The 26,295-nt window shown below is 70.7% G+C and carries 32 protein-coding genes and 1 pseudogene; 20 read left to right on the plus strand and 13 right to left on the minus strand.

All coding sequences use genetic code 11. The features are described 5' to 3' along the window. The 3 genes and pseudogenes from C8K30_RS11645 to C8K30_RS11655 all read right to left on the minus strand — a co-directional run. Positions 1 to 158 (minus strand): annotated as a pseudogene (locus C8K30_RS11645) (ABC transporter permease); the annotation flags it as partial. Next, the gene (locus tag C8K30_RS11650; RefSeq protein ID WP_108493085.1) at positions 155 to 985 is read right to left on the minus strand and encodes an ABC transporter ATP-binding protein; all 831 of its coding nucleotides are present in this window, start codon (positions 983 to 985) and stop codon (positions 155 to 157) included. The pseudogene C8K30_RS11645 and the gene C8K30_RS11650, both read right to left, overlap by 4 nt. A 136-nt stretch (positions 986 to 1,121) precedes the next feature. After that, positions 1,122 to 1,781, minus strand: a complete 660-nt coding sequence (locus C8K30_RS11655; protein WP_108493086.1) for a DUF4097 family beta strand repeat-containing protein — start codon at positions 1,779 to 1,781, stop codon at positions 1,122 to 1,124. Between the two features lie 364 nt (positions 1,782 to 2,145). On the opposite strand from C8K30_RS11655, the gene C8K30_RS11660 reads away from it, so the two are divergent. Continuing rightward, on the plus strand, positions 2,146 to 3,033 hold the full coding sequence (locus tag C8K30_RS11660) for a LysR family transcriptional regulator (RefSeq protein ID WP_108493087.1): 888 nt from the start codon (positions 2,146 to 2,148) through the stop codon (positions 3,031 to 3,033). A gap of 105 nt (positions 3,034 to 3,138) precedes the next feature. On the opposite strand, the gene C8K30_RS11670 is transcribed toward C8K30_RS11660, so the two are convergent. Then, positions 3,139 to 4,527, minus strand: coding sequence for a tripartite tricarboxylate transporter permease (locus C8K30_RS11670; protein ID WP_158280986.1), 1,389 nt, complete (start codon positions 4,525 to 4,527; stop codon positions 3,139 to 3,141). A 13-nt stretch (positions 4,528 to 4,540) separates the two neighbouring features. Here C8K30_RS11670 and C8K30_RS11675 point away from each other — a divergent pair, with 13 nt between their 5' ends. Next, positions 4,541 to 5,224 carry a MurR/RpiR family transcriptional regulator gene (locus tag C8K30_RS11675; protein WP_108493529.1) on the plus strand — a complete coding sequence of 228 codons (684 nt, stop codon included), beginning with the start codon at positions 4,541 to 4,543 and terminating at the stop codon, positions 5,222 to 5,224. Here C8K30_RS11675 and C8K30_RS11680 read toward each other — a convergent pair. Both C8K30_RS11680 and C8K30_RS30955 read right to left on the minus strand, forming a co-directional pair. Continuing rightward, positions 5,205 to 5,804, minus strand: a complete 600-nt coding sequence (locus tag C8K30_RS11680; protein ID WP_146197436.1) for a hypothetical protein — start codon at positions 5,802 to 5,804, stop codon at positions 5,205 to 5,207. The two genes, C8K30_RS11675 and C8K30_RS11680, sit on opposite strands and share 20 nt — an antisense overlap. Positions 5,805 to 5,883: 79 nt before the next feature. Beyond that, on the minus strand, positions 5,884 to 6,039 hold the full coding sequence (locus C8K30_RS30955; protein ID WP_199230456.1) for a hypothetical protein: 156 nt from the start codon (positions 6,037 to 6,039) through the stop codon (positions 5,884 to 5,886). Between C8K30_RS30955 and C8K30_RS11685 the strand changes: the two genes are divergently transcribed. The 3 genes from C8K30_RS11685 to C8K30_RS11695 are packed head-to-tail and all read left to right on the plus strand — an operon-like array spanning position 6,038 to position 7,508. Then, positions 6,038 to 6,217, plus strand: coding sequence for a hypothetical protein (locus C8K30_RS11685; protein ID WP_108493091.1), 180 nt, complete (start codon positions 6,038 to 6,040; stop codon positions 6,215 to 6,217). The genes C8K30_RS30955 and C8K30_RS11685 overlap by 2 nt on opposite strands. Beyond that, entirely contained in the window at positions 6,217 to 6,936 is a 720-nt protein-coding gene (locus C8K30_RS11690) for a DsbA family oxidoreductase (RefSeq protein WP_108493092.1), read from the plus strand. The genes C8K30_RS11685 and C8K30_RS11690 overlap by 1 nt, the downstream gene beginning before the upstream one ends. Continuing rightward, positions 6,933 to 7,508, plus strand: a complete 576-nt coding sequence (locus C8K30_RS11695) for a TetR/AcrR family transcriptional regulator (protein ID WP_108493093.1) — start codon at positions 6,933 to 6,935, stop codon at positions 7,506 to 7,508. Before C8K30_RS11690 ends, C8K30_RS11695 begins: the two co-directional genes overlap by 4 nt. An 8-nt stretch (positions 7,509 to 7,516) precedes the next feature. Here C8K30_RS11695 and C8K30_RS11700 read toward each other — a convergent pair whose 3' ends face one another. Further along, positions 7,517 to 8,446: an alpha/beta hydrolase gene (locus C8K30_RS11700; RefSeq protein WP_108493094.1), complete on the minus strand. Its 930-nt coding sequence runs from the start codon at positions 8,444 to 8,446 to the stop codon at positions 7,517 to 7,519. 110 nt (positions 8,447 to 8,556) lie between these two features. Here C8K30_RS11700 and C8K30_RS11705 point away from each other — a divergent pair, with 110 nt between their 5' ends. The 4 genes from C8K30_RS11705 (at position 8,557) to C8K30_RS11720 (ending at position 11,719) form a co-directional block, all read left to right on the plus strand. After that, entirely contained in the window at positions 8,557 to 8,979 is a 423-nt protein-coding gene (locus tag C8K30_RS11705; protein ID WP_108493095.1) for a MarR family winged helix-turn-helix transcriptional regulator, read from the plus strand. Positions 8,980 to 9,094: 115 nt separating this feature from the next. Continuing rightward, the gene (locus C8K30_RS11710; RefSeq protein WP_108493096.1) at positions 9,095 to 9,934 is read left to right on the plus strand and encodes a helix-turn-helix transcriptional regulator; all 840 of its coding nucleotides are present in this window, start codon (positions 9,095 to 9,097) and stop codon (positions 9,932 to 9,934) included. A gap of 72 nt (positions 9,935 to 10,006) precedes the next feature. After that, positions 10,007 to 10,711, plus strand: coding sequence for an HAD-IA family hydrolase (locus C8K30_RS11715; protein WP_108493097.1), 705 nt, complete (start codon positions 10,007 to 10,009; stop codon positions 10,709 to 10,711). A gap of 21 nt (positions 10,712 to 10,732) precedes the next feature. After that, positions 10,733 to 11,719: a Dyp-type peroxidase gene (locus C8K30_RS11720; RefSeq protein WP_199230458.1), complete on the plus strand. Its 987-nt coding sequence runs from the start codon at positions 10,733 to 10,735 to the stop codon at positions 11,717 to 11,719. A gap of 49 nt (positions 11,720 to 11,768) precedes the next feature. Here C8K30_RS11720 and C8K30_RS11725 read toward each other — a convergent pair whose 3' ends face one another. Then, complete coding sequence (locus C8K30_RS11725; protein ID WP_146197437.1) at positions 11,769 to 12,824, minus strand: hypothetical protein; 1,056 nt, start codon at positions 12,822 to 12,824, stop codon at positions 11,769 to 11,771. Positions 12,825 to 12,936: 112 nt separating this feature from the next. Here C8K30_RS11725 and C8K30_RS11730 point away from each other — a divergent pair, with 112 nt between their 5' ends. The 5 genes from C8K30_RS11730 to C8K30_RS11750 all read left to right on the plus strand — a co-directional run bounded on the left by C8K30_RS11730 (position 12,937) and on the right by C8K30_RS11750 (position 16,959). Then, positions 12,937 to 13,872: a metal ABC transporter substrate-binding protein gene (locus C8K30_RS11730; RefSeq protein ID WP_108493099.1), complete on the plus strand. Its 936-nt coding sequence runs from the start codon at positions 12,937 to 12,939 to the stop codon at positions 13,870 to 13,872. Continuing rightward, entirely contained in the window at positions 13,869 to 14,660 is a 792-nt protein-coding gene (locus C8K30_RS11735; RefSeq protein WP_108493100.1) for a metal ABC transporter ATP-binding protein, read from the plus strand. Before C8K30_RS11730 ends, C8K30_RS11735 begins: the two co-directional genes overlap by 4 nt. Continuing rightward, complete coding sequence (locus C8K30_RS11740) at positions 14,657 to 15,523, plus strand: metal ABC transporter permease (protein WP_108493101.1); 867 nt, start codon at positions 14,657 to 14,659, stop codon at positions 15,521 to 15,523. Before C8K30_RS11735 ends, C8K30_RS11740 begins: the two co-directional genes overlap by 4 nt. A gap of 147 nt (positions 15,524 to 15,670) precedes the next feature. Next, positions 15,671 to 16,240 carry a hypothetical protein gene (locus tag C8K30_RS11745; protein ID WP_108493102.1) on the plus strand — a complete coding sequence of 190 codons (570 nt, stop codon included), beginning with the start codon at positions 15,671 to 15,673 and terminating at the stop codon, positions 16,238 to 16,240. Positions 16,241 to 16,305: 65 nt separating this feature from the next. After that, the gene (locus C8K30_RS11750; RefSeq protein ID WP_233257138.1) at positions 16,306 to 16,959 is read left to right on the plus strand and encodes a response regulator transcription factor; all 654 of its coding nucleotides are present in this window, start codon (positions 16,306 to 16,308) and stop codon (positions 16,957 to 16,959) included. Positions 16,960 to 16,996: 37 nt separating this feature from the next. Here the strand turns inward: C8K30_RS11750 and C8K30_RS11755 are convergent, their stop codons facing one another. Continuing rightward, the gene (locus C8K30_RS11755; RefSeq protein WP_108493104.1) at positions 16,997 to 18,679 is read right to left on the minus strand and encodes a GAF domain-containing sensor histidine kinase; all 1,683 of its coding nucleotides are present in this window, start codon (positions 18,677 to 18,679) and stop codon (positions 16,997 to 16,999) included. Between the two features lie 138 nt (positions 18,680 to 18,817). Between C8K30_RS11755 and C8K30_RS11760 the strand changes: the two genes are divergently transcribed. Both C8K30_RS11760 and C8K30_RS11765 read left to right on the plus strand, forming a co-directional pair. Beyond that, the gene (locus tag C8K30_RS11760; protein ID WP_158280987.1) at positions 18,818 to 19,687 is read left to right on the plus strand and encodes a universal stress protein; all 870 of its coding nucleotides are present in this window, start codon (positions 18,818 to 18,820) and stop codon (positions 19,685 to 19,687) included. Positions 19,688 to 19,864: 177 nt separating this feature from the next. Then, positions 19,865 to 20,107, plus strand: a complete 243-nt coding sequence (locus tag C8K30_RS11765; protein ID WP_146197439.1) for a zf-HC2 domain-containing protein — start codon at positions 19,865 to 19,867, stop codon at positions 20,105 to 20,107. Here the strand turns inward: C8K30_RS11765 and C8K30_RS11770 are convergent. Next, positions 20,089 to 21,063, minus strand: coding sequence for a YafY family protein (locus C8K30_RS11770; protein ID WP_108493107.1), 975 nt, complete (start codon positions 21,061 to 21,063; stop codon positions 20,089 to 20,091). The genes C8K30_RS11765 and C8K30_RS11770 overlap by 19 nt on opposite strands. A 135-nt stretch (positions 21,064 to 21,198) precedes the next feature. Between C8K30_RS11770 and C8K30_RS11775 the strand changes: the two genes are divergently transcribed. The 3 genes from C8K30_RS11775 to C8K30_RS11785 all read left to right on the plus strand — a co-directional run bounded on the left by C8K30_RS11775 (position 21,199) and on the right by C8K30_RS11785 (position 22,903). Next, positions 21,199 to 21,594 (plus strand): RidA family protein, encoded by a 396-nt coding sequence (locus C8K30_RS11775; protein ID WP_108493108.1) that lies wholly within the window; start codon positions 21,199 to 21,201, stop codon positions 21,592 to 21,594. Between the two features lie 98 nt (positions 21,595 to 21,692). Then, positions 21,693 to 22,472, plus strand: coding sequence for an adenylate cyclase (locus tag C8K30_RS11780; protein ID WP_108493109.1), 780 nt, complete (start codon positions 21,693 to 21,695; stop codon positions 22,470 to 22,472). Positions 22,473 to 22,492: 20 nt separating this feature from the next. Beyond that, positions 22,493 to 22,903 carry a DUF1801 domain-containing protein gene (locus C8K30_RS11785; RefSeq protein WP_233257139.1) on the plus strand — a complete coding sequence of 137 codons (411 nt, stop codon included), beginning with the start codon at positions 22,493 to 22,495 and terminating at the stop codon, positions 22,901 to 22,903. Positions 22,904 to 22,943: 40 nt separating this feature from the next. Here C8K30_RS11785 and C8K30_RS11790 read toward each other — a convergent pair whose 3' ends face one another. Beyond that, positions 22,944 to 23,711: a MerR family transcriptional regulator gene (locus C8K30_RS11790; protein WP_108493111.1), complete on the minus strand. Its 768-nt coding sequence runs from the start codon at positions 23,709 to 23,711 to the stop codon at positions 22,944 to 22,946. A gap of 104 nt (positions 23,712 to 23,815) precedes the next feature. On the opposite strand from C8K30_RS11790, the gene C8K30_RS11795 reads away from it, so the two are divergent. After that, on the plus strand, positions 23,816 to 24,418 hold the full coding sequence (locus C8K30_RS11795; protein WP_108493112.1) for a small multidrug efflux protein: 603 nt from the start codon (positions 23,816 to 23,818) through the stop codon (positions 24,416 to 24,418). 33 nt (positions 24,419 to 24,451) lie between these two features. Here the strand turns inward: C8K30_RS11795 and C8K30_RS11800 are convergent, their stop codons facing one another. Further along, complete coding sequence (locus C8K30_RS11800; protein ID WP_108493113.1) at positions 24,452 to 25,507, minus strand: sulfate/molybdate ABC transporter ATP-binding protein; 1,056 nt, start codon at positions 25,505 to 25,507, stop codon at positions 24,452 to 24,454. Then, a complete protein-coding gene (locus C8K30_RS11805) occupies positions 25,504 to 26,295 on the minus strand; it encodes an ABC transporter permease (protein ID WP_108493114.1) in 792 nt (263 codons plus the stop codon). The genes C8K30_RS11800 and C8K30_RS11805 overlap by 4 nt, the downstream gene beginning before the upstream one ends.

The following is a 26,295-nucleotide window of genomic DNA, read 5'->3' on the forward strand; positions in this document are numbered from 1 at the left end:
GTGCCGGTGTTGATCGCTCCGCCGAAGACGTAGACGAACAGCAGCATCATCGCGATCGGGGTCACCGCGGTGGTGATGATCGTGTCGGGACTGCGCAGGATGTGGGTCAGGGACCGCCCGGTCAGGACCGCGGTGTCACCGAAGAAGTGCTTGATCATGACTGCTCCTTGCTCGACTCGACGCTCGACTGGTCCTTGCCGTCCTTGCCGTTGGTGCCCACGAGGGTGAGGAAGATGTCCTCGAGGGTGGGCTGCTTCTCGACGTACTCGACCTTCGCCGGCGGAAGCAGCGCCTTGAGGTCGCCCAGGGTGCCGTTCGCAATGATGCGGCCCTGGTGCAGGATCGCGATCCGGTCGGCGAGCTCCTCAGCCTCGTCCAGGTACTGCGTGGTGAGCAGCACCGTGGTCCCCTGCTCCGAGAGCTCCTTGACGACCTGCCACACCTCGATGCGCGCCTCCGGGTCGAGGCCCGTCGTGGGCTCGTCCAGGAAGATCACCTTCGGCTGCCCGATGAGGCTCATCGCGATGTCCAGGCGGCGACGCATGCCACCGGAGTAGGTGCCTGCCTTGCGCGATCCCGCTTCGACCAGGTCGAACCGGGCCAGGAGGTCGTCAGCGATCTGGCCGGGGTCCTTCAGGTGCCGCAGCTTGGCCACCAGCACCAGGTTCTCCCGGCCGGAGAGGACCTCGTCGACGGCCGCGAACTGCCCGGTCAGGCTGATCGACTCCCGAACTCGCTGCGCGTCGGTGGTGACGTCGAACCCGTTGACGGTCGCCGTGCCGGCGTCCGGCCTCAGCAGCGTCGACAGGATCCGCACCATCGTCGTCTTGCCCGCTCCGTTGGAGCCCAGCAGCGCGAAGATGCTGCCCGTCGCCACCTCGAAGTCGACGCCGCGCAGCACGTGCAGGTCCTTGTAGGACTTCTCCATGCCCTGCACGCGGATCGCGGGCCCGCTGTCTGCTCGGGTACTTGACTCGATACTCATCCGGCTTCCTCTCTCGTCACGCTCTCGAAGACGTGGATCAACCGTTCGGGGTCGATCCACGGAGTCTGTGGCTGGGTCGAACGGCCTGCCCCGGCCCGGCCGCCGTGGCGGCCGGGCCGGTCAGGACGGGTGCTGCTCAGAGGCTGCGGGCGGTGATGTCGCCCTGGGTGGTGGTCGCGTGGATCTCCAGGTCGACGGCGCCCGTGTTCTTGAGCGCGTTCTCGACCCGGCCCACGGCGGTGCCGGCGTCGAGGGACGCGGAGACACCGGCAGCGGCACCCACCGACACGTTGCCGGCCTGGGTGGTCAGCACGACCTTGCCGCGGACGGCCTCGGTGACGCTGATGTCGCCCTGCATGGTGCTGATCTCCGCGGGACCGGTCAGGCGACCGACCGAGACGTCGCCGGCCTGGGCAGTGAGGCGGACGCTCGCCGCCTCGTCGACGTTGATCGCGCCGTAGGCCTCGTGGGTGACGTCACCGAACCGGCCGACGCCGCGCAGCTCGGCGGTGGCCGCCTTGCCCTCGACGCTGGAGCCGGCGGGAAGCTGGACCGTCACCTCGATGGCACCGGAGGCGCCGAGGATCTCGTGCTTCACCGGGGTCACGATCCGCAGTACGCCGTCGGCGTACTCGACGGTGGTGGCTTCCGCGGCCTTCACGTCGCGGCCCTTGGAGGCGTCCGCGGGGAGGACCTCGACCACTGTGTCAGCCCGCTCGGCGGCAATGAGCTGGACGCGTGCTGCGGGGATGTCCAGGACGGTGGAGATCGGGGTCGGGGTGTTGAAGTTCTGCACTGTGCTCAGCTCCTGTGCTTGGTGGTACTCGTGGTTTCTGATGTTGGAAACGCTACGTTGCGTTCGCGAATCCAGCAACACTCATCTTGAATTTGGTCACCGTTTTTGCAGGTCAAATGGGATAAATCGTTGCGCGCTGTGAGAAGTTAACGCAACGAGACCTTATGAGCCGTTGCACTTAGTGGAAGTGAACGCTACGCCTGGACCAGCCAGCCGTGACCCTCCCGAGCGCTCGTCAACAGATTGGCGGGACGGCCGTCGCCGAACAACGGCGATGTCGGTATTGCAGCCTTGCTCTACAGGTCATCGATGCGGATTGTGGCAACGCAGCGATGACCGCTAGGTTCACGGTCCGGGAGGATTCATGGAGCTTCGGGACATCGAGATCTTCTTGGCGCTGGCCGAGGAGCTGCACTTCGGACGCACCGCCGAGCGACTGCATGTCACCCCGTCCCGGGTCAGCCACGTCATCAAGAAGCAGGAACGCCGCATCGGCGCCCCGCTGTTCGAACGCACCTCCCGAACGGTCCGCCTCACCGCGCTCGGCGAGCGGCTCTACCAGACCCTCCGGCCCGCCTACCAGCAGATGCTCGACGGGATCGAGGAGGCGTCGGCTGTCAGCCGCGAGGTCTCGGGCACGCTCACGCTCGGCACCATGGGCATCCAGGGCTGGATGATCGAGGACATCCTCGAACGGTTCCGAACGCGCCATCCAGCCGCCCGGCTCCTCCACCGCGACCTCAACGCCGTCGATCCGCTCACGCCGCTGCAGTCCGGCGAGATCGACGTCGCCCACCTGTGGCTGCCGGTGCGCGAACCCGACATCACCGTCGGCCGGATCACCCACACCTCGTCGATCGTGGTCGCCATGTCCGCGACCCACCCCTTTGCCGGCCGCGAGTCGATCGGCATGGAGGACTACGGCGACCTGACGTTCGTGGCGCTCGAGTCGCCGATCCCGGCGTCGATGGAGGAGGTCTACCATCCCTTCCGCACCCCGTCCGGACGTCTGATCGCCCGCGGCCCGGTCGTCGCCACCTGGGACGAGGGACTCAAGGAGGTCAGCGGCGGACAGGTCGTCATCGCCGCTGCGGCCCAGGCCGCCCATTACTACCCTCGGCCCAACGTGGTCTACGTCCCGGTCCGCGACGCCCCGCCCTGCCGCTGGGCATTCGCATGGCAGACAACCAACGCGAATCCGCTGATCCGCGCCTTCGCCGCCGTCGTCGACTCCAGCCGCAGCGACGCCTGAAGAACATCGCGCGCTTCATGGACTTCGTCAGCGAGAGCCTTGTCCGCGCCGCGGCGCAGGCCCGCGAGATCCTCCACGCCAAGGCCGAGACGCCGTCGGACGGGACTACCGCACCGCCTCCAGGGCCCGCTGCGAGCGCACCGTCCGAATGATCGACCAGGCCACCGTCGCGACGGAGGCCAGGGCGAAGACCGCGAAGATCGGCCGCTCCACGAAGAACGTGGGCGACATGGTGAACGACTGCCGCATGGTCTGCTGGAGGGCTGGCCCGAGCACGAACCCCATGACCAGGGGCGCGACCGGCAGGTTCGCCCTGTCCAGCAGGAGGGCCAGGAACCCGAAGACGGCGCACACGCCGACGTCGAACAGGCTGTTGCGCTCCAGCAGGGCGCCGGCGAGGCAGCACACCACGACTATGGGGCCCATGATGCTGAACGGGACGCGGGCGTTCTTGGCCCACAGCCCGACCAGCGGGAGGTTCAGCAGGAGCAGGATCACGTTGGCGACGAGGAAGCTGGCGATGATCCCGGCGGTGAAGTCGGCCTCCTGCGTGAACAGCATCGGCCCGGGCACGAGCCCGTAGACGAGGAGCGCGGCGAGGATGAGCGCCATCGACGCGCCGGTGGGGATACCGAGGCTGAGCAGGGGCACGAACCCGCCCATGGCGGCGCCGTTGTTGGAGGCCTCCGGGCCGGCGATGCCCTCGATGGTGCCGCGGCCGAACCTCGAGGTGCCGCGGCGCTCGGCCCGACGGCGCTCCCAGCTGTAGTTGAGGAACGACGTCACCGACGGCAGCATCCCGGGGATCAGGCCGAGGAAGAAGCGCTGGAGCGTGCCGCGCGCGGTGGGGCCGACGCTCGCGCGGCGCTCCTCCCGCGTGGGCAGCAGGCTGCCGACCTTCGCGATGCTGGCGTCGGGCTCGCTGCGCAGGAGGGTCTTGAGGATCTCCCCGATGCCGAACAGCCCGATCATGACGGGGACCACGCTGAACCCCTGCGCGAGCGTCCACGAGCCGAAGGTCAGCACCTGGACGCCGGAGATCGCGTCGTAGCCGACGAGCGAGAGCAGGATGCCGAGCACCCCCATCGCGAGCCCCTTGACGAGCGAGCCCGAGACGAGCCCCGCGATGGCCGTGAGGCTGAACAGGATGAGGCCGAACTGCTCGGGCGGCCCGAAGGCGAGGGCGAACCGGGCCAGCGTGGGGCCCAGCAGCATGACCCCGATGGTGCCGACGATCCCGGCGACGAACGACGAGACCGCCGCCGTCGCGAGCGCCGCGCCGGCCCGCCCGCGCTTGGTCAGCGGGTAGCCCTCCAGCGCGGACGGCAGCGAGGAGACCTCGCCGGGGATGTTCAGCAGGATCGCCGTCGTCGAACCGCCGTACATGCCGCCGTGGTAGACGGCCGCGACCTGGAGCGCGCCGGCGCCGTCGACCCGCGCGATCGAGCCGCCGCCCGCGCCCACGGTGTGCACGTTCGCGCTCGGGGTGCGCACGACGTAGCCGTCGATGCTGCGTTCCTTGGTGACCAGCGCCCGCCCCGACGGGAGCCATCTCCGCCGGGTCGTCGACGACACGGCCCGCGCGATCGAGCAGTTCCGCGCCACGCTCGACGAGTTCGACTGGGACGCCGTCGTCGACGACATCGCCGGCGCCGACCGGGTCTTCTGCTACGGGCTAGCGCCGACGGGCTACATCGCCGACTACCTCGCGTTCTTCCTCGCCCGCACGGGGGTCGACGCCCGCAGCTCGCGGATGACCGGCGTGCTGCTCGCCGACGAGCTGGCCGGGATCCGTCCCGGCGACGCGGTCATCGTGTTCGCGCCCATCCGCCAGTTCGACGAGGTTGTCGCCGCCGTCCGCGCCGCGCGGGCACAGGGTGCGCCGGTGGTGCTGATCACCGAGGCCATCGGCATGCCCATCCGTGCCGAAGCCGACCACGTCATCACCACCGCGCCGACGTCGCTCACCGCGGCCAGCGACGCGAGCATCCCGCTCGTCGTCGCGCAGGCCATCGTCAACGCCGTCGCCGCGCGACAGCCCGAGCGCGCCCTTGCCGCGATGGACCGGCTCAACGCGCTACGCCCCTCGGTGTCGCACCAGAAGGTCCAGCTGACGGCGGACCGGCTCGGCATCCCGACGCACCCCGAGATCCGGCGGCAGGAGGATGGGCCTACGACTCCAGCCGGGTGATCTCGAGGGACATCGCTTCCGGCGACGCGTCGGTGACGTACACGCTGACCAGCCGGTCGGCGTCCGACGTCACGCAGACGTACCTGCGGAGCAGCTTCTCGACCTCGTGGATGCTGTCCGAGAACTGGGTCTGCGCCTCGCAGGTGTCGAGGGTCGGCGCGTCGTCGAGGACCGAGAGCCGGTCGCCCTGGAGGTAGTCGGCGTAGCAAAGGTCACCGTCCCCGTCCTCGTTCGCGCCCCAGTTGGTCTCTTCGCTGTCGAGATCGATGCACGTGTAGTTGTTGATGGTGATCTCCCCCGCGGGCGCCGCCGCGGAATCGGTCTCCGCAGACGTCTCCGACCCGGCCTGCTGGGCGGCGAGCTCGTTGATCTGCTCGCGGAGCGCCTTGTTCTCGGCCTCGAGCGTGCTCTTCGCCGCCGTGAGGTCCGCGACCTGGGTCTGCAGGTCGGACGATGTAGGGCTGCCCGACAGCACGGGCACCTCGACCGTCCCGGTGAACAGACCGATCACCGCCGCCAGGACCACGGCCCCCGCGCCGATCCAGGCAACCCGAAGGCTTGTCGAAGAGTCCGATGACACCGAAGCCGCTCCTAGTCAGTTCATGCCAATTGTCGCGAACATCCTAGGAGATGGCGGGGGTCATTCAGTCCGCGGTCGCTCAGTCCTCACCGTCGAACCGAGCCCGCGCCCGCCCGTGTCGCTCATCGGCGTCGACTACCTGTTCGAGCCCGACGTCCTCGTCGAGGTCGAGGCGTTCGCCGTCCTCGACCGAAGTTGACGCATCGATCAAGTTAGTCCTATCGTTCTTGACCATGACGTCAAGTAACGCGATCATCGAGCCGGTCCGGGCGGTCGACGCCCCGGCGATCAAGACACCGGCAGCGGAGACCCCCGGGGCCGTCGACGGCGGCCCGGCCACCCCGACGCCGTTCAAGCTCCTCCCCGTGGGCGAGGCCTTCGGCGTCTGCGACCTGGATGGAGAGTGCTACTGATGACCGGTGAGGCGTTCGGCCGGGCCACCGACCGGCTCGTGGTCGATGTGTGGAGCGACGTGATGTGCCCGTTCTGCTACATGGGCGACACGCTCCTGGAGCAGGCGCTGGAGAAGTTCCCCCACGCCTCCGGCGTCGACGTGCGGTACCACAGCTTCCTGCTCATGCCGGGGCTGACCGAGGACGACGCCCCGGTCAACCCCGCCGAGCTGCTGTCGGCCAAGCACGGCCTCCCGCTCGAGCAGGCGCAGGCGATGAACGACCAGGTCACGGAGCGGGCGCGGCAGATCGGGCTGGACTACCGGTTCGATCACGCCCAGGCAGTCGGCACCCGCACCGCGCACCAGCTCAGCCACTTCGCCGCCACGCAGGGCAAGCAGCACGAGATGGTCCAGCGGCTGTTCAAGGCGTACTTCACCGACGGGCTGAACGTCGCCGACCACCAGGTCCTGGGTGACCTGGCCGCCGACGTCGGCCTAGACCGCGACGCCGCCCTCGCCGCGTTGGCCGGCGGGGAGTTCGCCGACGCCGTCGAGGCGGACATCCAGCAAGCCCGCCAGTACGGCATCCAGGGTGTCCCGTTCTTCGTGTTCGCCGGCAAGTACGCCGTCTCCGGCGCACAGCCGGTCGAGGCGTTCGTGCAGGCCCTGGAGACGAGCTGGAACGAGACCGTCGGCTCGCCCACCGCGGCCGGGGTCACCGCCGGGTCCGGCCGATGACCTCGGACCCGCCGCGGCTACGTGCCGACGCACGGCGCAACGTCGAGGGCATCCGCACGGCTGCCCTCGACGTGTTCCGTGCGGGCGGGCTGAACAGCCCCCTCGACGAGGTGGCGCGTGCAGCGGGGGTCAGCAAGGGCACCATCTACCACCGCTTCGGGGGCAGGCAGGGACTGATCGACTCGGTGGTCGAGGAGCTCGTCGCCGAACGCATCCGCGGCATCGTCACCTCGGTCGACGCCGTCGACGACCCCGTCGACCGGTTCGAGAGCTACCTGCGCCAGATCTGGCTGCTCCAGTACGACGAGCCCGCCGCCAACGACGTCCTGCTGCGTGCCATGCCCGGGTCCGAGCAGCTGATCGCGCTGTGCGAGCACGCCAGCGCGGCCGCCGCACGGTTCCTCGATGACGCCCAGGCCACCGGCACCATCCGGGACGACCTCACCCCGGACGACGTCCACCTGCTCATCTGGGAGCGCGGCATCATCGCCCGCGCGTGCGACCAGCAGCACCGCGACGCCTACCGCCGCAGCTTCGAGCACACCCTGCGCGGGCTGCGCAGCGACGCGTAACGCTCGGACTACAGGTTGTCCGAGTAGAAGGCGACGAGCCGGTCGACGGCGGCCTCGACGTACTGGGGCTCGTCGTACATCTCGTAGTGACCGGCGCCGTCGACCACCATGAGGTCGACCGGGTTGGGCGCCAGCTTCCACAGCCGCATGCCGGTCTCGTAGGAGCCGGTGTTGCCGATGCGTCCGGCGAGGATGACCTGCAGCGGCTGGGTCATGAGCTGATCGACCAGGTGGAACGCGTCGTAGCCGAGGAGCAGCGAGTCGCCACGGGAGAGGCGGCGGTTCGTCGAGTGCTCGTTGCGGCCCCGCTCGGTCCGGTAGAACGTGATCGCCTGGGTCGTGTCGATATCGGTCAGGCCGGCCGCGGCGGCGTCCTCCAGGGTGTCGGGCAGCCAGTTCTCGCGGGTCAGCTCGCCGGTACGAGCCTCCTCGGTGCGGGCGTCAGCCATGGTGTCGAGCGCGGCCGCCGGGCCGTCCGGCTGGAAGGCGCGGAAGGCGGCACCCGTGTCGCTCGGCACCACAGTGCCGACCGCCTTGATGCGATGGTCGGTGCGGGCGGTGTGCACCGCGTAGCCGCCGCCGGCGCAGATGCCGAGCACGCCGATGCGGTGCGGGTCGATGCCGGGGACGGTGCTGAGCGCGTCGATCGCGTAGGAGATGTCCTCACCGCGACGGTACGGGTCCTCGAGGTCGCGGGGCTCGCCGCCGCTCTGGCCCTGGTGCGCGGGGTCGAACACGAGCGCCGCGATTCCTCGGGCGGCCAAGCGGGAGGCGTAGTTCGCGCCGATCTGCTCCTTCACGCTGCTGCCCGGCGTCGAGAGGACCACGGCGCGCAGCGGCGCGGCTTCGTCGATGCCGTCGAGGTCGAGGTCGTCGGGCAGGTGGAGGTCGGCCGCGAGCTCGATCGGCCCGCGCGGGATCGTGATGTGCTGAACCATCTGATGAGGTCCTTCGCGTAGAGTTTGTTCGATAGCCGTTCTGTTCGAGATGGGCAGTAGTACAGTCTCGAACTAGTTCAGAACTGTACCACTTGGATGAGGGGGCTCGTGTGTCGGTTGACGCCGCACAGCTGTGGACGCTGAACCATCGCCTGCTGACCGTCGTGCTGGACGCCTGCAGCGCCGAGCTGGCCGAGCTCGGGCTGGAGACGAAGGAGTTCTTCGTGCTCGCCGAGGTCGCGGCGTCGCCGTACCCGGCAAAGCTGGCGACGGCGCTGGTCATCCCCAAGGCGAGCGTGACGGTCTATGTGCGCAACCTGGTCGCCAAGGGGTTCATGCGACGCGAGATCGACGACGCGGACCTGCGGCGGCATCGGCTCGTGCTGACCGACGAGGGTGAGGCGGCGCGGGACCGCGCTTTCGCAGCACTGGCGACGGCGTTCGACCGGAGGCTGGCGACGATCCCGCCGCGCGACCGCACCGAGCTGCAGCGGATCCTCCTGGCGCTGCTGGAGCCAGGGGCGGAGGGGTAGTCCGATCACAGGCTTGGCGGGTCACGGCTGGGCTCCGTAAGGGGGGATCGGCGGGCCGTGGCTACTTCCTCGCGCAGGCGGTAGAAACGAAGCACCACTCGTGAAAGGGGGCGTCGTGATCGATCGCACCGGGCTGGCGGAGTTCCTCCGCAATCGTCGTGAGGCACTGCAGCCGGAGGACGTCGGCATGCCGCGCGGGCAGCGTCGCAGGACCAGCGGGCTGCGGCGCGAGGAGGTCGCGGCCCTGTGCAACATGTCGGCCGACTACTACTCCCGCCTGGAGCGGGAGCGTGGACCGCAGCCGTCGCAGCAGATGCTCGGCTCGATCGCCCAGGGGCTCCACATGTCGCTCGACGAGCGCGACCACCTGTTCCGCCTCGCCGGGCACAACCCACCGCCCAGGGGAACGTCCAGCGAGCACATCAGCCCTGGCCTGCTGCGCATCCTCGACCGCCTGGAGGACACCCCCGCGGAGATCGTCACGGAGCTCGGCGAGACCCTGCGGCAGACGCCGATGGGCGTCGCGCTCACCGGCAACACGACCCAGTACACCGGGCCCGCCCGCAGCACCGGCTACCGGTGGTTCACCGACCCGGCCTCCCGGAACATCTACGCTCAGGAGGAGCACGCGTTCCTGACTCGGATGTACGCCTCGGGGCTGCGCGAGATGGTCACCCTCCGCGGTCCTGGCTCCCGGGCCGCGTACCTGGCCGGCCTGCTCCTGGACAGCAGCGAGGAGTTCCGGCGCGTGTGGGACGACCACGAGATCGGGATACGCCCCCACGAGGTCAAGCACTTCAACCACCCCGAGGTCGGCGCCCTCGAGCTGAACTGCCAGCGGCTCGTCGACCCGGGCCAGGCCCACTCGCTGATGGTCTACACCGCCGTACCCGGCAGCGAGAGCTACGAGAAGCTGCAGGTGCTGTCCGTCATCGGCGCGCAGACGCTTCGCTGACCTCGGCGGCGATCGTGCCCGCGGAAAGATCGTGCTCCTGAGCCGATCAGACATTCCACTACGGTGTTGCGCATGCAGCCTGCGGCGATAGGGCCAGCCCGTCCGACTGTCGTCTTCGATGTTCTCGGCACCCTGGTCGACCAGGCCGGGAGCCTCGGGCGGCGGGTGTCCGAGGTGACCGGGATCAAGAGCGGTGCCGCGGCGTACGTAGCCCGTCGATGGCTCGAGCGCATCGCCGAGCAGGAGCGCGAGATCGTCGAGCGCCGTCGTGCGTTCATCCCGAGCCACGAGCTGGATCGCGAGGTCCTGAACTCGCTGGTCCACGAGCACCTGCTGCCGCCCGGGTCGGCCGCTGTGCTGGCCGACGCGTCGGAGCGGCTGCGCCCCTGGCCGGACACCGTCGCCGGCCTCGACCTCCTCGCGGGCGACCTGGCGGTGCTCGGCCTGTCGAACGCGAGCCGTCGCGTCCTGGCCGGGCTCAGCGCGGGCGGCGGGCTGCGCTGGCACCAGGTGCTCTCCGCGGAGGACGCGGGCACGTACAAGCCGGGTCGCGAGGTCTACGAGCTGGCGGTCGCCAGCGCGCCCGCCGCCTCGGGTCCGCCGTTCATGGTGGCGGCGCACGCCTGGGACCTGCGAGCCGCCGCGGCGGCGGGGATGCGCACGGCGTACGTGCCCCGCCCCGCAGGCGACCTGCCTCGTCCGGACGACCGGTTCGACGTGCACGCGACGAGCCTCGTGGACCTGCACGCGCGGCTGCTCGAACTGCCCGAGAACTAGGGCCGCTGTTAGCCTTCCGGCATGTCGTCGGACAGGATGATCAGCGGAGACAGTGGGCGGACCGCTCCCCCGGCGCACCGCGCCCTGGGCACGCCCCAGGGCGTCGGCGCCCCGCTGACCCGGTCCGCCGTCTTCCTCGTGCTGGTCGTGGCCGACGGCGACGATGCGCTGGGCGCGGTCCGCGAAGTGCTCTCCGACCTCGCCGGTCTGGTCAAGACCGTCGGGTTCCGGGACCCGCAGAACCCGGTCTCGTGCACGGTCGGCATCGGCAGCCGGATCTGGACGGAGCTGACCGGACGGGAGCGGCCCGCCGAGCTCCACCCGTTCCGCGAGATCGCGGGCGCCGCGCACACGGCGGTCGCCACCCCGGGTGACCTGCTGTTCCACATCCGGTCCGATCGGCAGGACCTCTGCTTCGAGCTCGAACGCCTGCTGCTCGACGCGTTCGGCGCCTCGGTCACCACCGCCGACGAGGTGTCCGGGTTCCGCTACTTCGACACCCGCGACCTGCTGGGCTTCGTCGACGGGACGGCCAACCCCGTCGGCGCCGAGCTCCCCGAGTCCACCCTCGTCGGCGACGAGGACCCGGCATTCGCCGGTGGCAGCTACGTCGTCGTGCAGAAGTACCTGCATCCCCTCGCCGCGTGGCGGGCGCTGACGACCGAGCAGCAGGAGCAGATCATCGGCCGCACGAAGGCCGACGGGGTGGAGCTGGACGACGCGGCCGAGGGGCAGAAGTCGCACAAGACCCTCACCACGATCACCGGCGACGACGGCGGCGAGCACGACATCCTGCGCGACAACATGCCGTTCGGCCGGCCGGGGCACGGCGAGTTCGGCACCTACTTCATCGGCTACTCCCGCCACCTGTGGGTCATCGAGCGGATGCTCGAGCGCATGTTCGTCGGGGACCCGCCCGGCCTGCACGACCGGATCCTCGACTTCTCGACCGCGCACACCGGCACTGCCTTCTTCGTCCCGTCCACGGCGATCCTCGACGCGTTGTAGGCGGGCGTCGGCACGGACTCCCGCACGTCGCCCCGTCCCGAGTCCGGCGCTAGGAGTCCGGCGCCCCGCAGATCGGGTCCCGCCATCGGGTAGCCGTCTGGGCGTCGGCCCGCGCGGCGACCAGCCTGGACATGAGCGACCTGTCCTGCTCCCCTGGTTCGGCCCCGGTCTCGACCGGGCAGACGGCGCGGCCGACGATCTTCGCGGCGGGAATCTGCTCCAGGGCGCCGTCGTCGCGCAGGAGCAGGAGGCTGACGTCGTCGACGTTCACGACCATGCCGTCGTGGTATCTGGAGCTCTCCCCGGAGGACGCCGCGACGCCGTCGACGACCACGCGCTCGTTCGGCAGCCAGCGCGAGGACGCGACGGGTTCCCACAGCGACCACAGCAGCAGGAGGACGAGCAGCAGCGCGGGATAGGTCCGGTCGGCGAGCCGGATCCAGCCCGGGGCCTCGCGCGTGCGCGCGAGCAGGAAGAACGTGACCGTCACCGCGCCGATGACCTGGTAGAAGAGCAGGACCAGGTCGCGGCTCACCGCCGCGGAGACCAGGCCGACGACGAACGCCAGCGCCGCGAAGACCGCCAGCGCAGCACCCGTCCACAAGCTCGTCCCGGCCGCCCGGCTCTTGACGGTCAGCTCGTCGAGCGGGAGCCGGTCCAGGCGGCTGCTGAGCGGGAAGTCGAGCCGCCGCATCCACGCGACCCAGGCGTAGAACGCGAAGATCACCACGGAGGCCACCGGGAGGCACAGGATGCCGGCCAGGACGAGGACGACGAGCGGATCGATCCTGCCCGGCCGGAACCAGATGCGGCGCTGCAGCACGACGCCGAGCACGGCGATCGTCGCGATGAGGTCGGTCCACGTCGCCAGGACGAGGCTCAGCGGGTTGACGTGCTGGATGACGGCAAGCATCGCGTTCGAGTCACCGCGCGTGATCGACCAGACGTTGAACGCGATCAGGACGAACGGCGCGACGGGCACCACGGCCAGGAAAAGGGGGTCCTTGACCAGCGCCCCGAGCCCGGTCTCGTCGGCGGGTCGCGGCGTCGAGCGTCGGCCGCTGTCGCCTCCACCGGACCAGTCGATCCCGCGCTCGTCAGACATGGCGACGAACATATCGGCACATTTGCGCCGGCTGAACGGCCGGGTGTGAAGGCCATCGAGTTCGATCCGCCGAGTACTTGTTTTCGGATGCCCGAACTTTTAGAGTCTCGACATGCCCAGCGCCCGCCGTACCCCCGCCGTCCTCCGTCTCGCGCTCCCGCTCGCGCTGGTCGCGGGAGCGCTGTCCGGCTGCTCGGCGTCGGCCCTGGAACGCGCGGCGGACGACCGGCCGGTGGTGCTGACGACGTTCACGGTGCTCTCGGACGTCGCGCAGAACGTGGCCGGCGAGCACCTGCGGGTGGAGTCGATCACGAAGGCCGGCGCGGAGATCCACGGGTACGAGCCGACGCCGCGCGACATCGCGAGGGCGTCCGAGGCGGACCTGATCCTGGACAACGGGCTCAACCTCGAGTCGTGGTTCGGGCAGTTCGTGGAGTCGGTGGACGTGCCGCACGTGGTCGTGTCCGACGGCGTCGAGGTGCTGGACATCACCGAGGACGCCTACGCAGGCAAACCGAACCCGCACGCGTGGATGAGCCCCGTGAACGTCGCTCTCTACGTCGACAACATGGTCGAAGCGTTCAGCGACCTCGACCCGGCGCACGCCGACGACTACGCGGCCAACGGCGCGGCGTACCAGGCGGAGCTGCAGGAGGTCCAGGACGAGCTCGCCACCGGGCTGTCCGCCCTGCCGGAGAACGAACGGGCGCTGGTGACCTGCGAGGGCGCGTTCTCCTACCTCGCCCGCGACGCCGGCCTGACCGAGCGGTACATCTGGCCGGTCAACGCCGAGCAGCAGGCCACCCCGCAGCAGATCGCCTCGGCCATCGAGTTCGTGCGCGAGAACGACGTCCCGGCCGTGTTCTGCGAGTCGACGGTCTCGGACAAGCCGATGCAGCAGGTGGTCGAGGCGACCGGTGCGGCCTTCGGCGGCACCCTCTACGTCGACTCCCTCTCGGAGGCCGACGGGCCGGTGCCGACCTATCTCGACCTGATCCGCTACGACAGCGCGACGATCATCGACGCCCTCACCGGGGGCAACGCATGACCGCGAACCAGGACGCGACGAACCAGGCCACCGGGACCCGGGCCGCCGCGATCCAGGTGGCGGACGTAGTGGTCCGCTACGGCGAGGTCCTGGCCCTCGACGGCGTGTCGCTGAGCGTCGGGCCGGGGCGGGTGACCGGGCTGATCGGGATGAACGGATCCGGCAAGTCGACCCTGTTCAAGTCGATAATGGGCATGGTCCGCCCCGACCGCGGACGCGTCCTGATCGACGGCGCCGACCCCGTCGTGGCACGCCGGGAGGGCCGGGTCGGCTACGTGCCGCAGAGCGAGGACGTCGACTGGGCCTTCCCCGTGTCCGTCCGTGACGTCGTCATGATGGGCCGCTACGGACGCCAGGGCCTCACCCGGCGCGCCCGGCCGGCCGATCACGCCGCCGTCGCCGACGCCCTGGACCGGGTCGAGCTCACCGACTACGCCGACCGGCAGATCGGGCAGCTGTCCGGCGGGCAGCGCAAGCGCGCGTTCGTCGCGCGCGGCATCGCCCAGGACGCCCGGACCTTGCTGCTGGACGAGCCCTTCGCCGGCGTCGACAAGCGCTCCGAGGCCACTATCGTCCGGCTGCTGAAGGAGCTGGCGGCCGACGGCCGGACGGTCCTGGTGTCCACCCACGACCTGCACGCCCTGCCGCGCCTGGCCGACGAGGCGGTGCTGCTGCTGCACCGGGTCCTGTTCCACGGTGACGTCTCCGAGGCGCTCCGGCCGGAGAACCTCGCCCGCGCGTTCGGCCTCGACGGCGTCGACGTGCTCGACCACGAAGGATCCGTATGAGCCCGCTCGACCTGCTGCTGGAGCCGCTGCAGTACGACTTCATGGTCCGCGCGATCGTGACGACCGTGATCGCCGCCGTCGTCTGCGCGCTGCTCTCGTGCTGGCTCGTCCTGGTGGGCTGGTCGCTGATGGGCGACGCCGTCTCCCACGCCGTCCTGCCCGGGGTAGTGCTCGCCTATGTCCTCGGCGCACCGTTCGCGCTGGGCGCCCTGGTGTTCGGGTTCCTCGCCGTCGCCCTGATCGGCGCGATCCGCGGCACGAGCCGCGTCAAGGAGGACGCCGCGATCGGGATCGTGTTCACCACCCTGTTCGCCCTCGGCCTCGTCCTCATCTCCGTGACGCCGAGCCAGACCGACCTGAACCACATCATCTTCGGCAACATCCTCGGCGTCTCCACCGCCGACCTCGTCCAGATCGGCATCCTCGCCGCCGTCGCGTTCGTGGTCCTGGTCGTCAAGCGCCGCGACCTGACCCTGTACGCGTTCGACCCGATGCACGCCCACGCCATCGGGCTCTCGCCCCGGTTCCTCGGGGCGCTGCTGCTCGGGCTCCTCGCCCTGACCGCCGTCGTCGCGCTCCAGGTCGTCGGGGTGATCCTGGTCGTGGCGATGCTGATCATCCCCGGCGCCACCGCTTACCTGCTCACCGACCGGTTCGGGCGCATGCTCGTGATCGCCCCGGTCATGTCGGCGATCTGCTCGGTCGTGGGGATCTACCTCAGCTACTGGCTGGACGCCGCCTCCGGCGGGCTCGTCGTGGTCGTCCAGGGTGTGGCGTTCACCCTCGTCTACCTGTTCGCTCCCCGCCACGGCCTGCTCGGCAGGTACCTGACGACCAGGCCGGTGGCGGTCCCCGCGGGATGACTCAGCTGGACCCGGTCCGTGCAGGTCACACGGTCGGGACCAAGGTCCCTTGGATGCGGGGCCGGGGACTCTGCCGGCGGCTGGCGGTCCGCGGGAGCGTGGAGACAGGCACCGGAAGGGTTCCGGCGCATCTCCCAGGAGGACATCATGAGCTCGATCAGCCACTCCGCATCGTCGGCACACGGACCGGTCGCGCGTGAGCGTGCCGCCTCGGCTGCCACGACTGTCACGAGCAAGTCCGTCGCCCGGTACAGCTTCGCGGGCGTCCGGCTGCTCCTCGCCGTCGAGTTCCTCTGGGCGTTCGGCGACAAGCTCTTCGGCTGGGGCGTGGCCACGCCGACCGACCGCGCCTGGATCAACGGCGGCGCCCCCACCGAGGGCTTCCTCAGCGGCGTCGAAGGACCCTTCGCCGGATTCTTCGGCGCACTGGCGGGCAACCCGGTCATCGACTGGCTGTTCATGCTGGGGCTGCTCGGTATCGGTGTCGCCCTCGCCCTGGGCATCGGCATGCGCCTCGCCGCCGGGACCGGCGCGCTGCTCATGCTGCTGATGTGGATGGCATCACTGCCGCTGGAGAACAACCCCTTCGTGGACTACCACCTGCTCGACGCCGTCCTGCTGGTCGGGCTGGCCGCCTACCTGGCCGGTGACACGATCGGTCTCGGCAAGCAGTGGGCACGGCTCCCGCTGGTCAAGCGGTTCCCCGTGCTGCGATGACAGCCCACCCCGTGGTGCCCGTCCCGGCGGTGACCAGGACGGGCACCACAGCTACGGTAGAGCGCATGGACGTGCGCGTGTTCCTCGTGGATGACCACGAGGTCGTGCGCCGCGGCGTCGCCGACCTGCTCGAGTCGGAGCCCGGCGTGCGCGTGGTGGGCGAGGCGGGCACCGCCCGCGAGGCCCTGGCGCGCGTGCCTGCGGCGAAACCGGACGTCGTGGTGCTGGACGTCCGGCTGCCCGACGGCGACGGCGTGACCGTCTGCCGTGAGCTGCGCTCCCGCATGCCGGATCTCGCCTGCCTCATGCTCACCTCGTTCGCGGACGACGAGGCGCTCTACGACGCGATCCTCGCGGGTGCCGCGGGCTACGTGCTCAAGCAGGTACGCGGCACCGACCTGGTCGAGGCCGTGCGGACCGTCGCGTCGGGCGGCTCGGTCCTCGACCCCCGAGCCGCCGCGCGCGTGATGGAACGGCTCCGCGCCGACGCCCACCACGAGCCCGACCCGCTCGCCGACCTCACCGACCAGGAGCACCGGATCCTCCTCCTGATCGGGCACGGCCTGACCAACCGGCAGATCGGCGCCGAGCTGTTCCTCGCCGAGAAGACGGTCAAGAACTACGTCTCGAAGATCTTCGCCAAGCTCGGGCTCGAACGACGAGCCCAGGCCGCCGTCCTCTCCGCCCGACTGGAGCGGGAGGAACGACCCCACCCCTGACGCCTGCTTGCGCGGGCCGCACCGGACGCGCCCGGGATCAGGCCGGCAGGACCGTGTCCGTGGGGAGGTCGGTGGGGAGCGGGACCCGCCACACCAGGCGGGTCCCGACCCGGTCGGCGTCCCGGTCCCCCGGCCCGACCTCCAGGCTGCCGCCCAGCTCGTCCGCGCGCCGGGCGAGGTTGCGCAGGCCGCTGTGCGGGGCGCCCGGTGGGATGCCCGTGCCGTCGTCGCTCACGGTGAGCACCAGGTCGTCCGCCACGGCGAGCCGGACCTCCGCCCGGGAGGCCGACGCGTGCCGGGCGACGTTCGACAGGGCCTCACGCAGTACGGCGACGACGTGCTCGGCCGTGTCGGGCGGCACCAGGGTGTCGACGGCGCCCGCGAACCGCAGCCGGGCAGGGAACCCGAGCGCTGTGGCTACCGCGTCGACCTCCGTGATCACCCGCGAGCGCAGGCCGACCCGCCGGCCGCTCGCGCCGCCGGACCCGTCATCCGACTGCAGCCGGTAGATAGTGGTCCGCACCAGGGAGATCGTCTCGTCCAGCTCGTCGACCGCCGTGTTGAGCTGCTCGGCGACCTGCGGTGGTGCGGTGCGTGCCACGCGCTGGAGCGACAGGCCCGTGGCGTACAGCCGCTGGATCGCAAGGTCGTGCAGGTCCCGTGCGATGCGCTCCCGGTCGCGCAGCAGGACCACACGCTCGGCGTCGGCCCGGCCCTCCGCCAGCTCCAGGGCGACGGCGCCCTGGGCGGCGAACGCGCTCAGCGCCTCCACCACTACCGACGAGAACGGTTCCTGGCCACGGACGCGCGCCGCGGCCAGGACACCACGGGCGCTGCCCGGCTCGCCGAGGGGCCAGACGGCCAGCGGCCCGAGCGTCACCGGCAGATCGAGCGCGAATCCGGCGCGCTCGTCGGTGGCGGCGTCGTCGGTGACCATCGGCACGCCGGTACGGAAGGTGAGCGCGGCGAACGTCCCGTCGGCGGACAGGACCGACCCCACCTGCGCCTCGGTGCCCAGGCCGGACGCGGTCTGCAGCATCAGGCGCCCGGTGAGCGGGTCCGGCACGGAGATGGCCGTGAGGTCGGCGTCGGCCACCTCCCGTGCCTGGCTGCCGATGAGGGTCAGGACGTCGTCCGGCGATGAGCCGGCCAGGACCTGGCGGGAGATCCGGTCGTTCGCGCGCGCCCAGCGCTCGCGCAGCCGTGCGACGTCGTACAGCCGGGCGTTCTCCACCGCGACGCTCGCCGCTGCCGCGAGGGCCTCCAGCACCCGCTGGTCCTCGGCGGTGAAGTCGCCGCCGCCGTGCTTGTCCGTCAGATAGAGGTTGCCGAACGGCGCGCCGCGCACCCGCAGCGGCATCCCGACGAACCGATTCATCGGCGGGTGGTGCGCGGGGAAGCCGACCGATGCGGGGTGGGCGGCCAGGTCGTGGAGGCGCAGGGGCACGGGATTGCGGATCAGCTCGCCCAGCACGCCGTGCCCCGTGGGGTACGGACCGATCGCGGCGATCTGCTCGTCGGTCAGGCCGACCGTGAGGAACCGGGCGATCCGTCCGTCGGCTCCGAGCACGCCGAGGGCGCCGTACCGGGCATCGACGAGCTCGACGGCGGTCTCCACGATGCGGTGCAGCACCGTCTCCAGGTCCAGGCCGCGGCTGACCGTGATGACCGCGTCGAGCAGCAGGTCGGTGCGGTCGCGCGGCGTGCCAGTCAGGTCCATCGGCACCTCCCGAGGGCCACGGTAGCGCGCGCGGCGGGCGGCCACACCGGGGACCTTGGTCCCGGGATCCAGGGCAACCCGGCTCTGCCGCACCCGCCCGGCCGCCTGATGTCCTGGAGGTCGACCGAGGAGGCAGTCATGAGCATCAACTGGTACCGGGGCATCATCGTCGGGGTCGACGGGTCGGACGAGAGCCTGGTCGCGCTGGACTGGGCGGCCCGCGCCGCCGACCTGCACGAGGCTCGCCTGACGGTCCTGGCGACCTACGCCGTGCCGATCACGCCCGATCCGGGGATCGGTGATCTGATCGGTGAGATGCGAGACCAGGCCAACCAGGCCGCCCGGGCGGCGCGCAACCTGCTCGGCTCGCGCCGCCCGGGCGGGCACGACCTCGAGGTGGTCGTGGTGCCCGGCGCCGCCGCCTACGAGCTGATCCAGCGCGCAGAGGCCCACGAGCTCGTGGTGGTGGGGCGACGCGGCCTCGGGGCGTTCGACCGCCTGCTGCTCGGCTCGACCTCCGCGGCGCTGGCGGCGACGACTCCCGGAGCGGTGGCCGTGGTGCCCGCGGGCGCGTCGGCCGGGGACCCGCGCCGGATCCGGGTCGGTGTCGGACGCAACGACGAACCGGACGTCCTGGGTGCGGCCTTCTCCGAGGCCGACGTGCGCGGCTGCACTCTCGAGATCCTGCACGTGACAGGTTCCGACCCGATCACCTCCGCGCTGCCCGAGATGGACCCCGTGGCCGCTTCCTGGCACGAGGCGGCAATGGCGGACCTGGCCGACCGGGTGGCCAGATGGTCGGAGAAGTACCCGCGGGTCACCTGCTCGGTGGTGATCCGACGCGGGGACAGGATCTCCGCGCTGCTGTACGACCTCGCCCCGGACGACCTCGTGATCGTCGGCGGACACCGCCACCCACCCGTCATGGGCCACCTGCTGCGCAGCGCGCCGGACGCCGTGCTCCGGGCCGCGCCGTGCCCCGTCCTCGTGGTGCACGCGCAGCGCTAGGCGAGGCCCGGCAGCCGGGACGGGGTGCGTGCCCTGGTCGGCGGTAGGGCTGTCCCTCGGCCTGCCCCAGGCCAAGCAAAGGGCTTATCACACCTAAATTTCGATGAATCGTCATTCACGGTGAAACTGGGGCCCAGCCGGTCAAAACCGGACAGTGCTTGCACAGGGGGCAGGTTCGTGACGATCACAAGTGACGTGCGGATAACTGACGTCTGCGAGGTCGACGCGCCTGAGTGCCGCTCCACCCGCGCCGCCATGCACGACTACCTCAACAGGCGCCTTCCCCCTGACCGCGAGAACCACCTCGAGGTGCACCTGGACGGCTGCGCCGCATGCATCCGCGCGTTCATCGACATCCGCGAGGTCTCCTGGAAGCGCCGTGCCGCAGCGGGCACCGCGGCTCAGGACGGGTCTTCGTAGCGGGCAGCGATCGCGGCGGCACGGTTGCGCAGGGACGTGCGCAACGACTGCGGGGCCAGTGCTTCCGCGTCGGTGCTGAGCTGCCACAGCGCCCATTCGGCGTGTCGTGAGTCCTGGAAGGTCACTTCCAGCCGCAGGCTGCCGTCCTCCTCGGCCTCTTCGGCGAGTACGGCCAGCGCGGTGCCCACCAGCTCCTCCCGTCGCGCCGGGTCCACCCGGACGAGCACGGTGACCTGGTCGCCGCCGGTCCGAAACCGGGTGCTGCGTTCCTGCCAGACCTGGTCCAGATCGACCCGGTCCGGTCGCTCCGCCGGCTCGGCGAGCTCCTCGGCGGCCAGGATCCGGGACAGCCGGTAGGTGCGGTCCGCGCCGGACGCCGTGGCCAGCAGGTAGCCCTTGTCCCGCACGGTGACCAGGCCGATCGGGTCCACCGTGCGCCACTTCGGGGCCTGGCCCGCGGCCGCGTAGTGGATGCGCAGCTTGTGTCCGGCGAGCACCGCGCGTCGGACCTCGATCATCGTGGCGTCGGGCACCTCGTCCGTGACCGGCCGGCGTGCGAGCAGGTCGGTCTCCGGGTCGACCAGAAATCGCTGGGCCACGTCGCTCGCGGTGGCCTGGTGGCTCTCAGGCATGGCGTCGACCACCTTGCGCATGGCCGAGGCGAGCGCCGAGCCGAGGCCGAACACCTGCTCGCCGCGCCCCGATCCAGCGGTCAGCAGGGCAAGGGCCTCGTCGTGGTTCAGCCCGGTGAGCTCGGTCCGGAACCCGGGCAGCAACCCGAACCCGCCGTGGCGGCCGCGTTCGGCATAGACCGGGACGCCGGCCGCGGACAGCGCCTCGATGTCGCGCAGCACGGTGCGGGTGGATACCTCCAGCTCGCGGGCCAGCGTGGCCGCGGACAGCCGACCGCGCTGGCGCAGCAGCAGCACCAGCGAGACCAACCGGTCGGCGCGCACACGAAAAATCGTATCGGAATACCTGACACAGGGTGTCGTGATTCGTTGGAAGGCTCGTTCGCACGACGTCGAAGACGGCGGCTACCGAGCCGACGGACGTGCGTACCCCATGAATCGAATGGAGCTGAAGTGGCGATGGAACGAACGGCAGTCAACCCGGTGACGTGGTCGGTGGAGATGGGATTCAACCAGGGCGAGATCGTCTCGGGTCAGACCCGGACCCTGTACTGCTCGGGGCAGACCGCGATGAGCGGCGACGGCAAGCCCCAGCACGACGGCGACATGGCGGCGCAGGTGGCGCTGAGCCTCGACAACCTGGAGGCGGTGCTCGGCGAGGCCGGCATGTCGCTGGCGAACCTCGTCCGGCTCAACGTCTACACCACCGACGTCGACCTGCTCTTCCAGCACTACGGGGTGCTGGCGTCGCGTCTGGGCGCCGCCCGGGTGGCACCGACCACGACGATGCTCGGGGTGACCCGGCTGGCGATCCCCGGCCAGCTGGTCGAGCTCGAGGGAACCGCCGTCGCGTGAGGTGACGTCGCCCAGGCCTCGGTGGACCTCACCCCGGCCTGGGTGGTCCTCCGCCAGGATCGGGTCCACGATCGAAGTACGACTCCCGGAGGCCCACCATGTCCGTCATCCCGACCTACAACGCCGAGCAGCTCGCCGACGTGCTGTCGATCCTGCCCGAGGTGGACAGCGTCGAGCTCAAGCTCACCGTCCCGGACGATCGTCAGCGCTCCGTCGTGCAGGTCCTGGGTATCGACCCGCTGGACGCGGTCATCCGCCAGACCGCGTTCGTCGACACCCCCAACCTGCGGCTCTCGTCGGCCGGGGTGGTGCTGCGCGCTCGGCGGACCCAGCGCAAACCCGGCGACCTGACGGTCAAGCTGCGGCCGGCGATGCCGTCCGACGTCCCCAAGAAGCTCCGGAGCCACAGGGGGTTCAAGGTCGAGCTGGACGCGTCGCCCGCCGGCTACGTGTGCTCGTGCTCGCTCACCGTCGAGGCTCCCGACCGCCAGGTGCGGAAGCTGATGACGGGCACCCGCGACATCCGCGACCTGCTCGACGACGACCTGCGTACGCTGCTGCGCGAGCGCATGCCCGACGACGTCGGTCTCGACCAGCTCGTCGTCCTCGGCCCGGTCAACCTGCTCAAGTGCAAGTTCCAGCCGAAGGGGGAGAGCCGGCGCATGGTCGCCGAGCTGTGGCTGCTTCCCGACGGCTCCCGGATCCTCGAGCTGTCCACGAAGGGAGCGCCCGACGCGGCGTTCCAGATCGCCGCGGAGACGAAGGTCTACCTTGCGGGTAACGGGGTCGACCTGGGCGCCCCTCAGGAGACGAAGACCCGCGCGGCGCTCACCGCGCTGACGGCCGAGGGCACGGGACCCGGCGAAAGTGACTCCTGATGACGGCGAAGGAGCCCGTGATGTCACCGTCCGACCTGCCGGTCGAGGAGGTGCTCGACCGCGCCACCGGCCCACGGCGCGCGGAGGCCGATGAGCTGCTCGCGATCCACCGCGAGATCAGCGGCGAGCAGCCGGTCGTATGGGCGGGCCGAATCATCGGCTTCGGAGAGTTCGAGTACCGCTACGAGAGCGGGCGCGAGGGCCGCTCTCCCCTGCTCGCCTTCGCACCGGGCCCCACGAAGCACACGATCTACCTCGTCGAGGACTTCTCGGAGCGCTGGCCCGGTCTCATGGCCAGGCTCGGCAAGCACCGTGCGAGCAAGGTCTGCCTCTACCTCACGCGGTTGACGGGGGTGGATCGCGGCGCGCTGCGCACGCTGCTTGAGCACTCGTACGCCGATGCGCGGTTGCTGGCGCGCCACAGTGGCTGAGGCCCGACGCCGTCGCTGCCGGGCTCGCCGCGAAGGCGGGTCAGACCTCGCGGTCGCTCTCGTCGGAGAGCCGCTGGTCGGTCGCGGCGTCCGCCTGCTTGACCGCCGCGAGGCTGGCGCGCTGAAGCACATCGAGCTGGGCCGGGTTGTACAGCTCGACGACTGCCTCGACGAACGTCTGCTGGGCGACCTGCTCGCTCTTGGACATGCGCCCCGCCGGGCTGCTCAGCCACGGGTAGTCGGCCAGGTTGCTCGCGATCTTCGGCGCGAGCTGATCCGCGAGGCGCTGACGCGTCGCCTCGTCCGCATTCGCGGGTAGCGCATCGAACTCCGCGCTGACCTCATCGAGCTCCACCTCCACCATCTGCCGCAGGTCTGACATCGCATCCTCGTCATAGAGCTGGGTGTAGATGTGGATGAGCGAGCGGTCGGCCTCGGACATGCGCGACGCGACAGACTCGAAGCCCACCGGGCTGTCAGCCGGGGCGCTGTCGCGCAGGATCGCCGCGATGTCGGACCGGGCCTTCTGCTGGCGCTCGATGCTCGCCGCGAGCTCCGCGTCGAGCTCCCGCAGAGCGGCCGGCGTGCTGCCGCCGCCGGCCCGGACCTCCCCGACGTCCGACAGCGGAACGCCCAGCTCGACGAGCCGCCGGATCCGCAGGAGGCTGACGAGGTGCCGCACCTGGTACTGCTTGTACCCGTTGGACTTGCGCTCGGGCTCTTCGAGCAGCCCGACCTGGTGATAGTGCCGGATGGTCTTGACCGTCGTGCCCGCCAGCTCGGCGAGCTCCCGTGTGCTCCAGGCCATGCTGGATCCTTCCCTTCCTCGTTGACCCTGCCCCGACGGCACGGTTTCTACTGACGTGCACCAGTGAAACCCGGCGCGCAGGCGCCACGTCGAAAGAGGCTCCGATGTCAGGCTTCAACCCCTACGAGGGGCTCCAGGATCTCGTCGCGCAAGTTCCGGAACTCGTGCAGCCGTTCGTCGTCGCACTCGCCGGTGCGATCCCGTACATCGAAGGTGAGGGATCGGCGGCGCTGGGCATCCTCGCGGGCATCCACCCGCTGGTCGCCGCCGTGTCGGGCGCGGCAGGCAACATTATCTGCGTCGTGCTCGTCGTGGCGCTCAGCTCGCGGGCCCGGACCGCCACCCTGGCCCGCCGGAGCCGCCGCACCGCCGCCACGGCGACTGCCACAGCGTCCACCGTGACGGCTGGCGGCACGACCCTCGCAACGGAGGAGCGGACCGGCGAGGCGGAGGAGGCGGGCGAGCCTTCCGGGCGACAGGCCAAGGGCCGCAAGCGGCTGCGCCGCTGGCTGGTGCGTTTCGGCGTCCCCGGAGCAAGCCTCCTCGGTCCCCTGGCACTGCCGACTCACCTCACCGCCGCAACCCTCGTCGCCTCGGGAGTCAGCAAGCACTGGGTCATTCTCTGGCAGGTGATCGCGATCGTGCTGTGGACCACCCTGCTCACCCTCGCCGCGACGGGACTCATCACCGCGATCGAAGCGGCGTGAGCCACCGGCGACACCAAGCCCACCACGACCGGCTCAGGTGCCGTACACCGCGATCTCGGTCGCCTTGATCACGAAGAAGGCTCGCGATCCCGGTGCGAGGTCCAGCTCCGCGGCGGCTTGTGCCGTGATTTCAGCGCTGAGCTCTGCTGTCCGCACTCTGATCTGGCCGCCGTGCGGTTCGAGGTGGGTGATCGTCACCTCCAGCGCGTTGCGTGGGCTGCCACCGGGTGCGTCGAGGAAGACGGACACGGCGCTGGGCGGGAAGACGGCGACGACCGGGTCGCCTTCGTGAGGCTGGGGATCGCCGGGGTGTCCCTCGACCCGCATGCCGGCTGCAGTGAGCACGGCGTGGTCGCGCCAGGTGCCGGGAATCATGTTCAGGCCGGCGATCTGGGCGGTGAACCGGCTGCGAGGCCTGGCCAACACTTCCGAGCTGTCGCCCTGGTCGACGATCTCTCCGCCGTCGATCACGATCACCCTGTCGGCGAGCAGCAGGGCGTCGAGGGCGTCGTGCGTGACGAGCACGACGGTGCGTTCGGCCAGCACTCGCCGCAGGGTCTGCCGCAGGGCAGGTGTCACGGCGACGTCGAGCGCGGCCATGGGTTCGTCCAGGAGCAGCAGCTTCGGGTCGGCGGCCAGGGCCCGGGCGACGGCGGCCCGCTGAGCCTGCCCCCCGGAGAGCTGGGCGGGGCGGCGATCGGCGAGCTCCTCAATCCCTACCTCACGCAGCCACTGGTCGGCCGCGGCTCGCGAACCGGACCGGCTGTCGCCGCGGCTGCGGGGGCCGAACGCGACGTTGTCGAGCACACTCAGGTGCGGGAAGAGCAGCGGCTCCTGGGCCAGCAGGGAGACCTGCCGGTCGTGCGGTGGCACGTGCAGGTCGCGCTCGCGGTGGCCGCGGACCGTCAGGGGTCGCCCGTCCAGGGTGACCCGGCCGACGTCGGGCCGCAGCAGGCCCGCCGTGACCGCGAGGACCGTGGACTTTCCCGCGCCGTTCGGTCCCAGCAGCGCGACGGTCTCCCCCGGGGCGATGTCGAAGGCGAGGTCGACTCCCCGGTCGGCGACGGTGGCCTCGTACTCGAACGTCACAGGCTGGCCTTGCCTTGGCGGGCGAACCCGATCACCAGGACGGCCACCACCACCAGCACGAGCGAGAGCGCCACAGCCGCCTGGGCATCGGTCTCCCGGAGCAGGTAGATCTCCAGCGGGAGCGTGCGGGTCACGCCCTGCAGGCTGCCCGCGAAGGTGATGGTGGCGCCGAACTCGCCCAGCGACCGGGCGAAGGCGAGCACGGCTCCCGAAGCCAGGCCGGGCAGCACGAGCGGCAGGGTCACGCGCCGGAAGACCGTGGTGGGTCCCGCGCCCAGGGTGGCGGCGACGACCTCGTACTTCTGGCCGGCGGTGCGCAGCGCGCCCTCAAGACTGACCACGAGGAACGGCATGGCGACGAAGGTCTGGGCGAGCACTACCGCCGTCGTCGAGAACGCGACCTGGATCCCGAGCACCTCGAAGGTCTCGCCGAGCAGCCCGCGCCGCCCGAACGTGTACAGCAGGGCGATACCGCCGACGACGGGAGGCAGCACCAGCGGAAGGAGCACCAGCGACCGCAGGATTCCCTGGCCTCTGAAGCTCGTCCGGGCCAGGACCAGGGCCATCGGGACACCGAACGCGATACACAGCAGCGTGCTGGTGCCCGAGGTGCGCAGGCTCAGCAGCAGCGCTTCCTGCGAGGCCTGCGAGCCGAGCAGGTCGAAGAAGCGGCTCCAGGGCGTCCGCAGCACGATCGCCACGAGCGGCAGCAGCACGAAGGCTGCTCCCGCCACGGCGGGGAAGAAGATCCAGGTCGGGACACCGACCCGGACGGGCTGACCTGTCAT

It is taken from the genome of Promicromonospora sp. AC04 (assembly GCF_003058225.1).
In the GTDB taxonomy this organism is placed as follows: Bacteria; Actinomycetota; Actinomycetes; order Actinomycetales; family Cellulomonadaceae; genus Promicromonospora.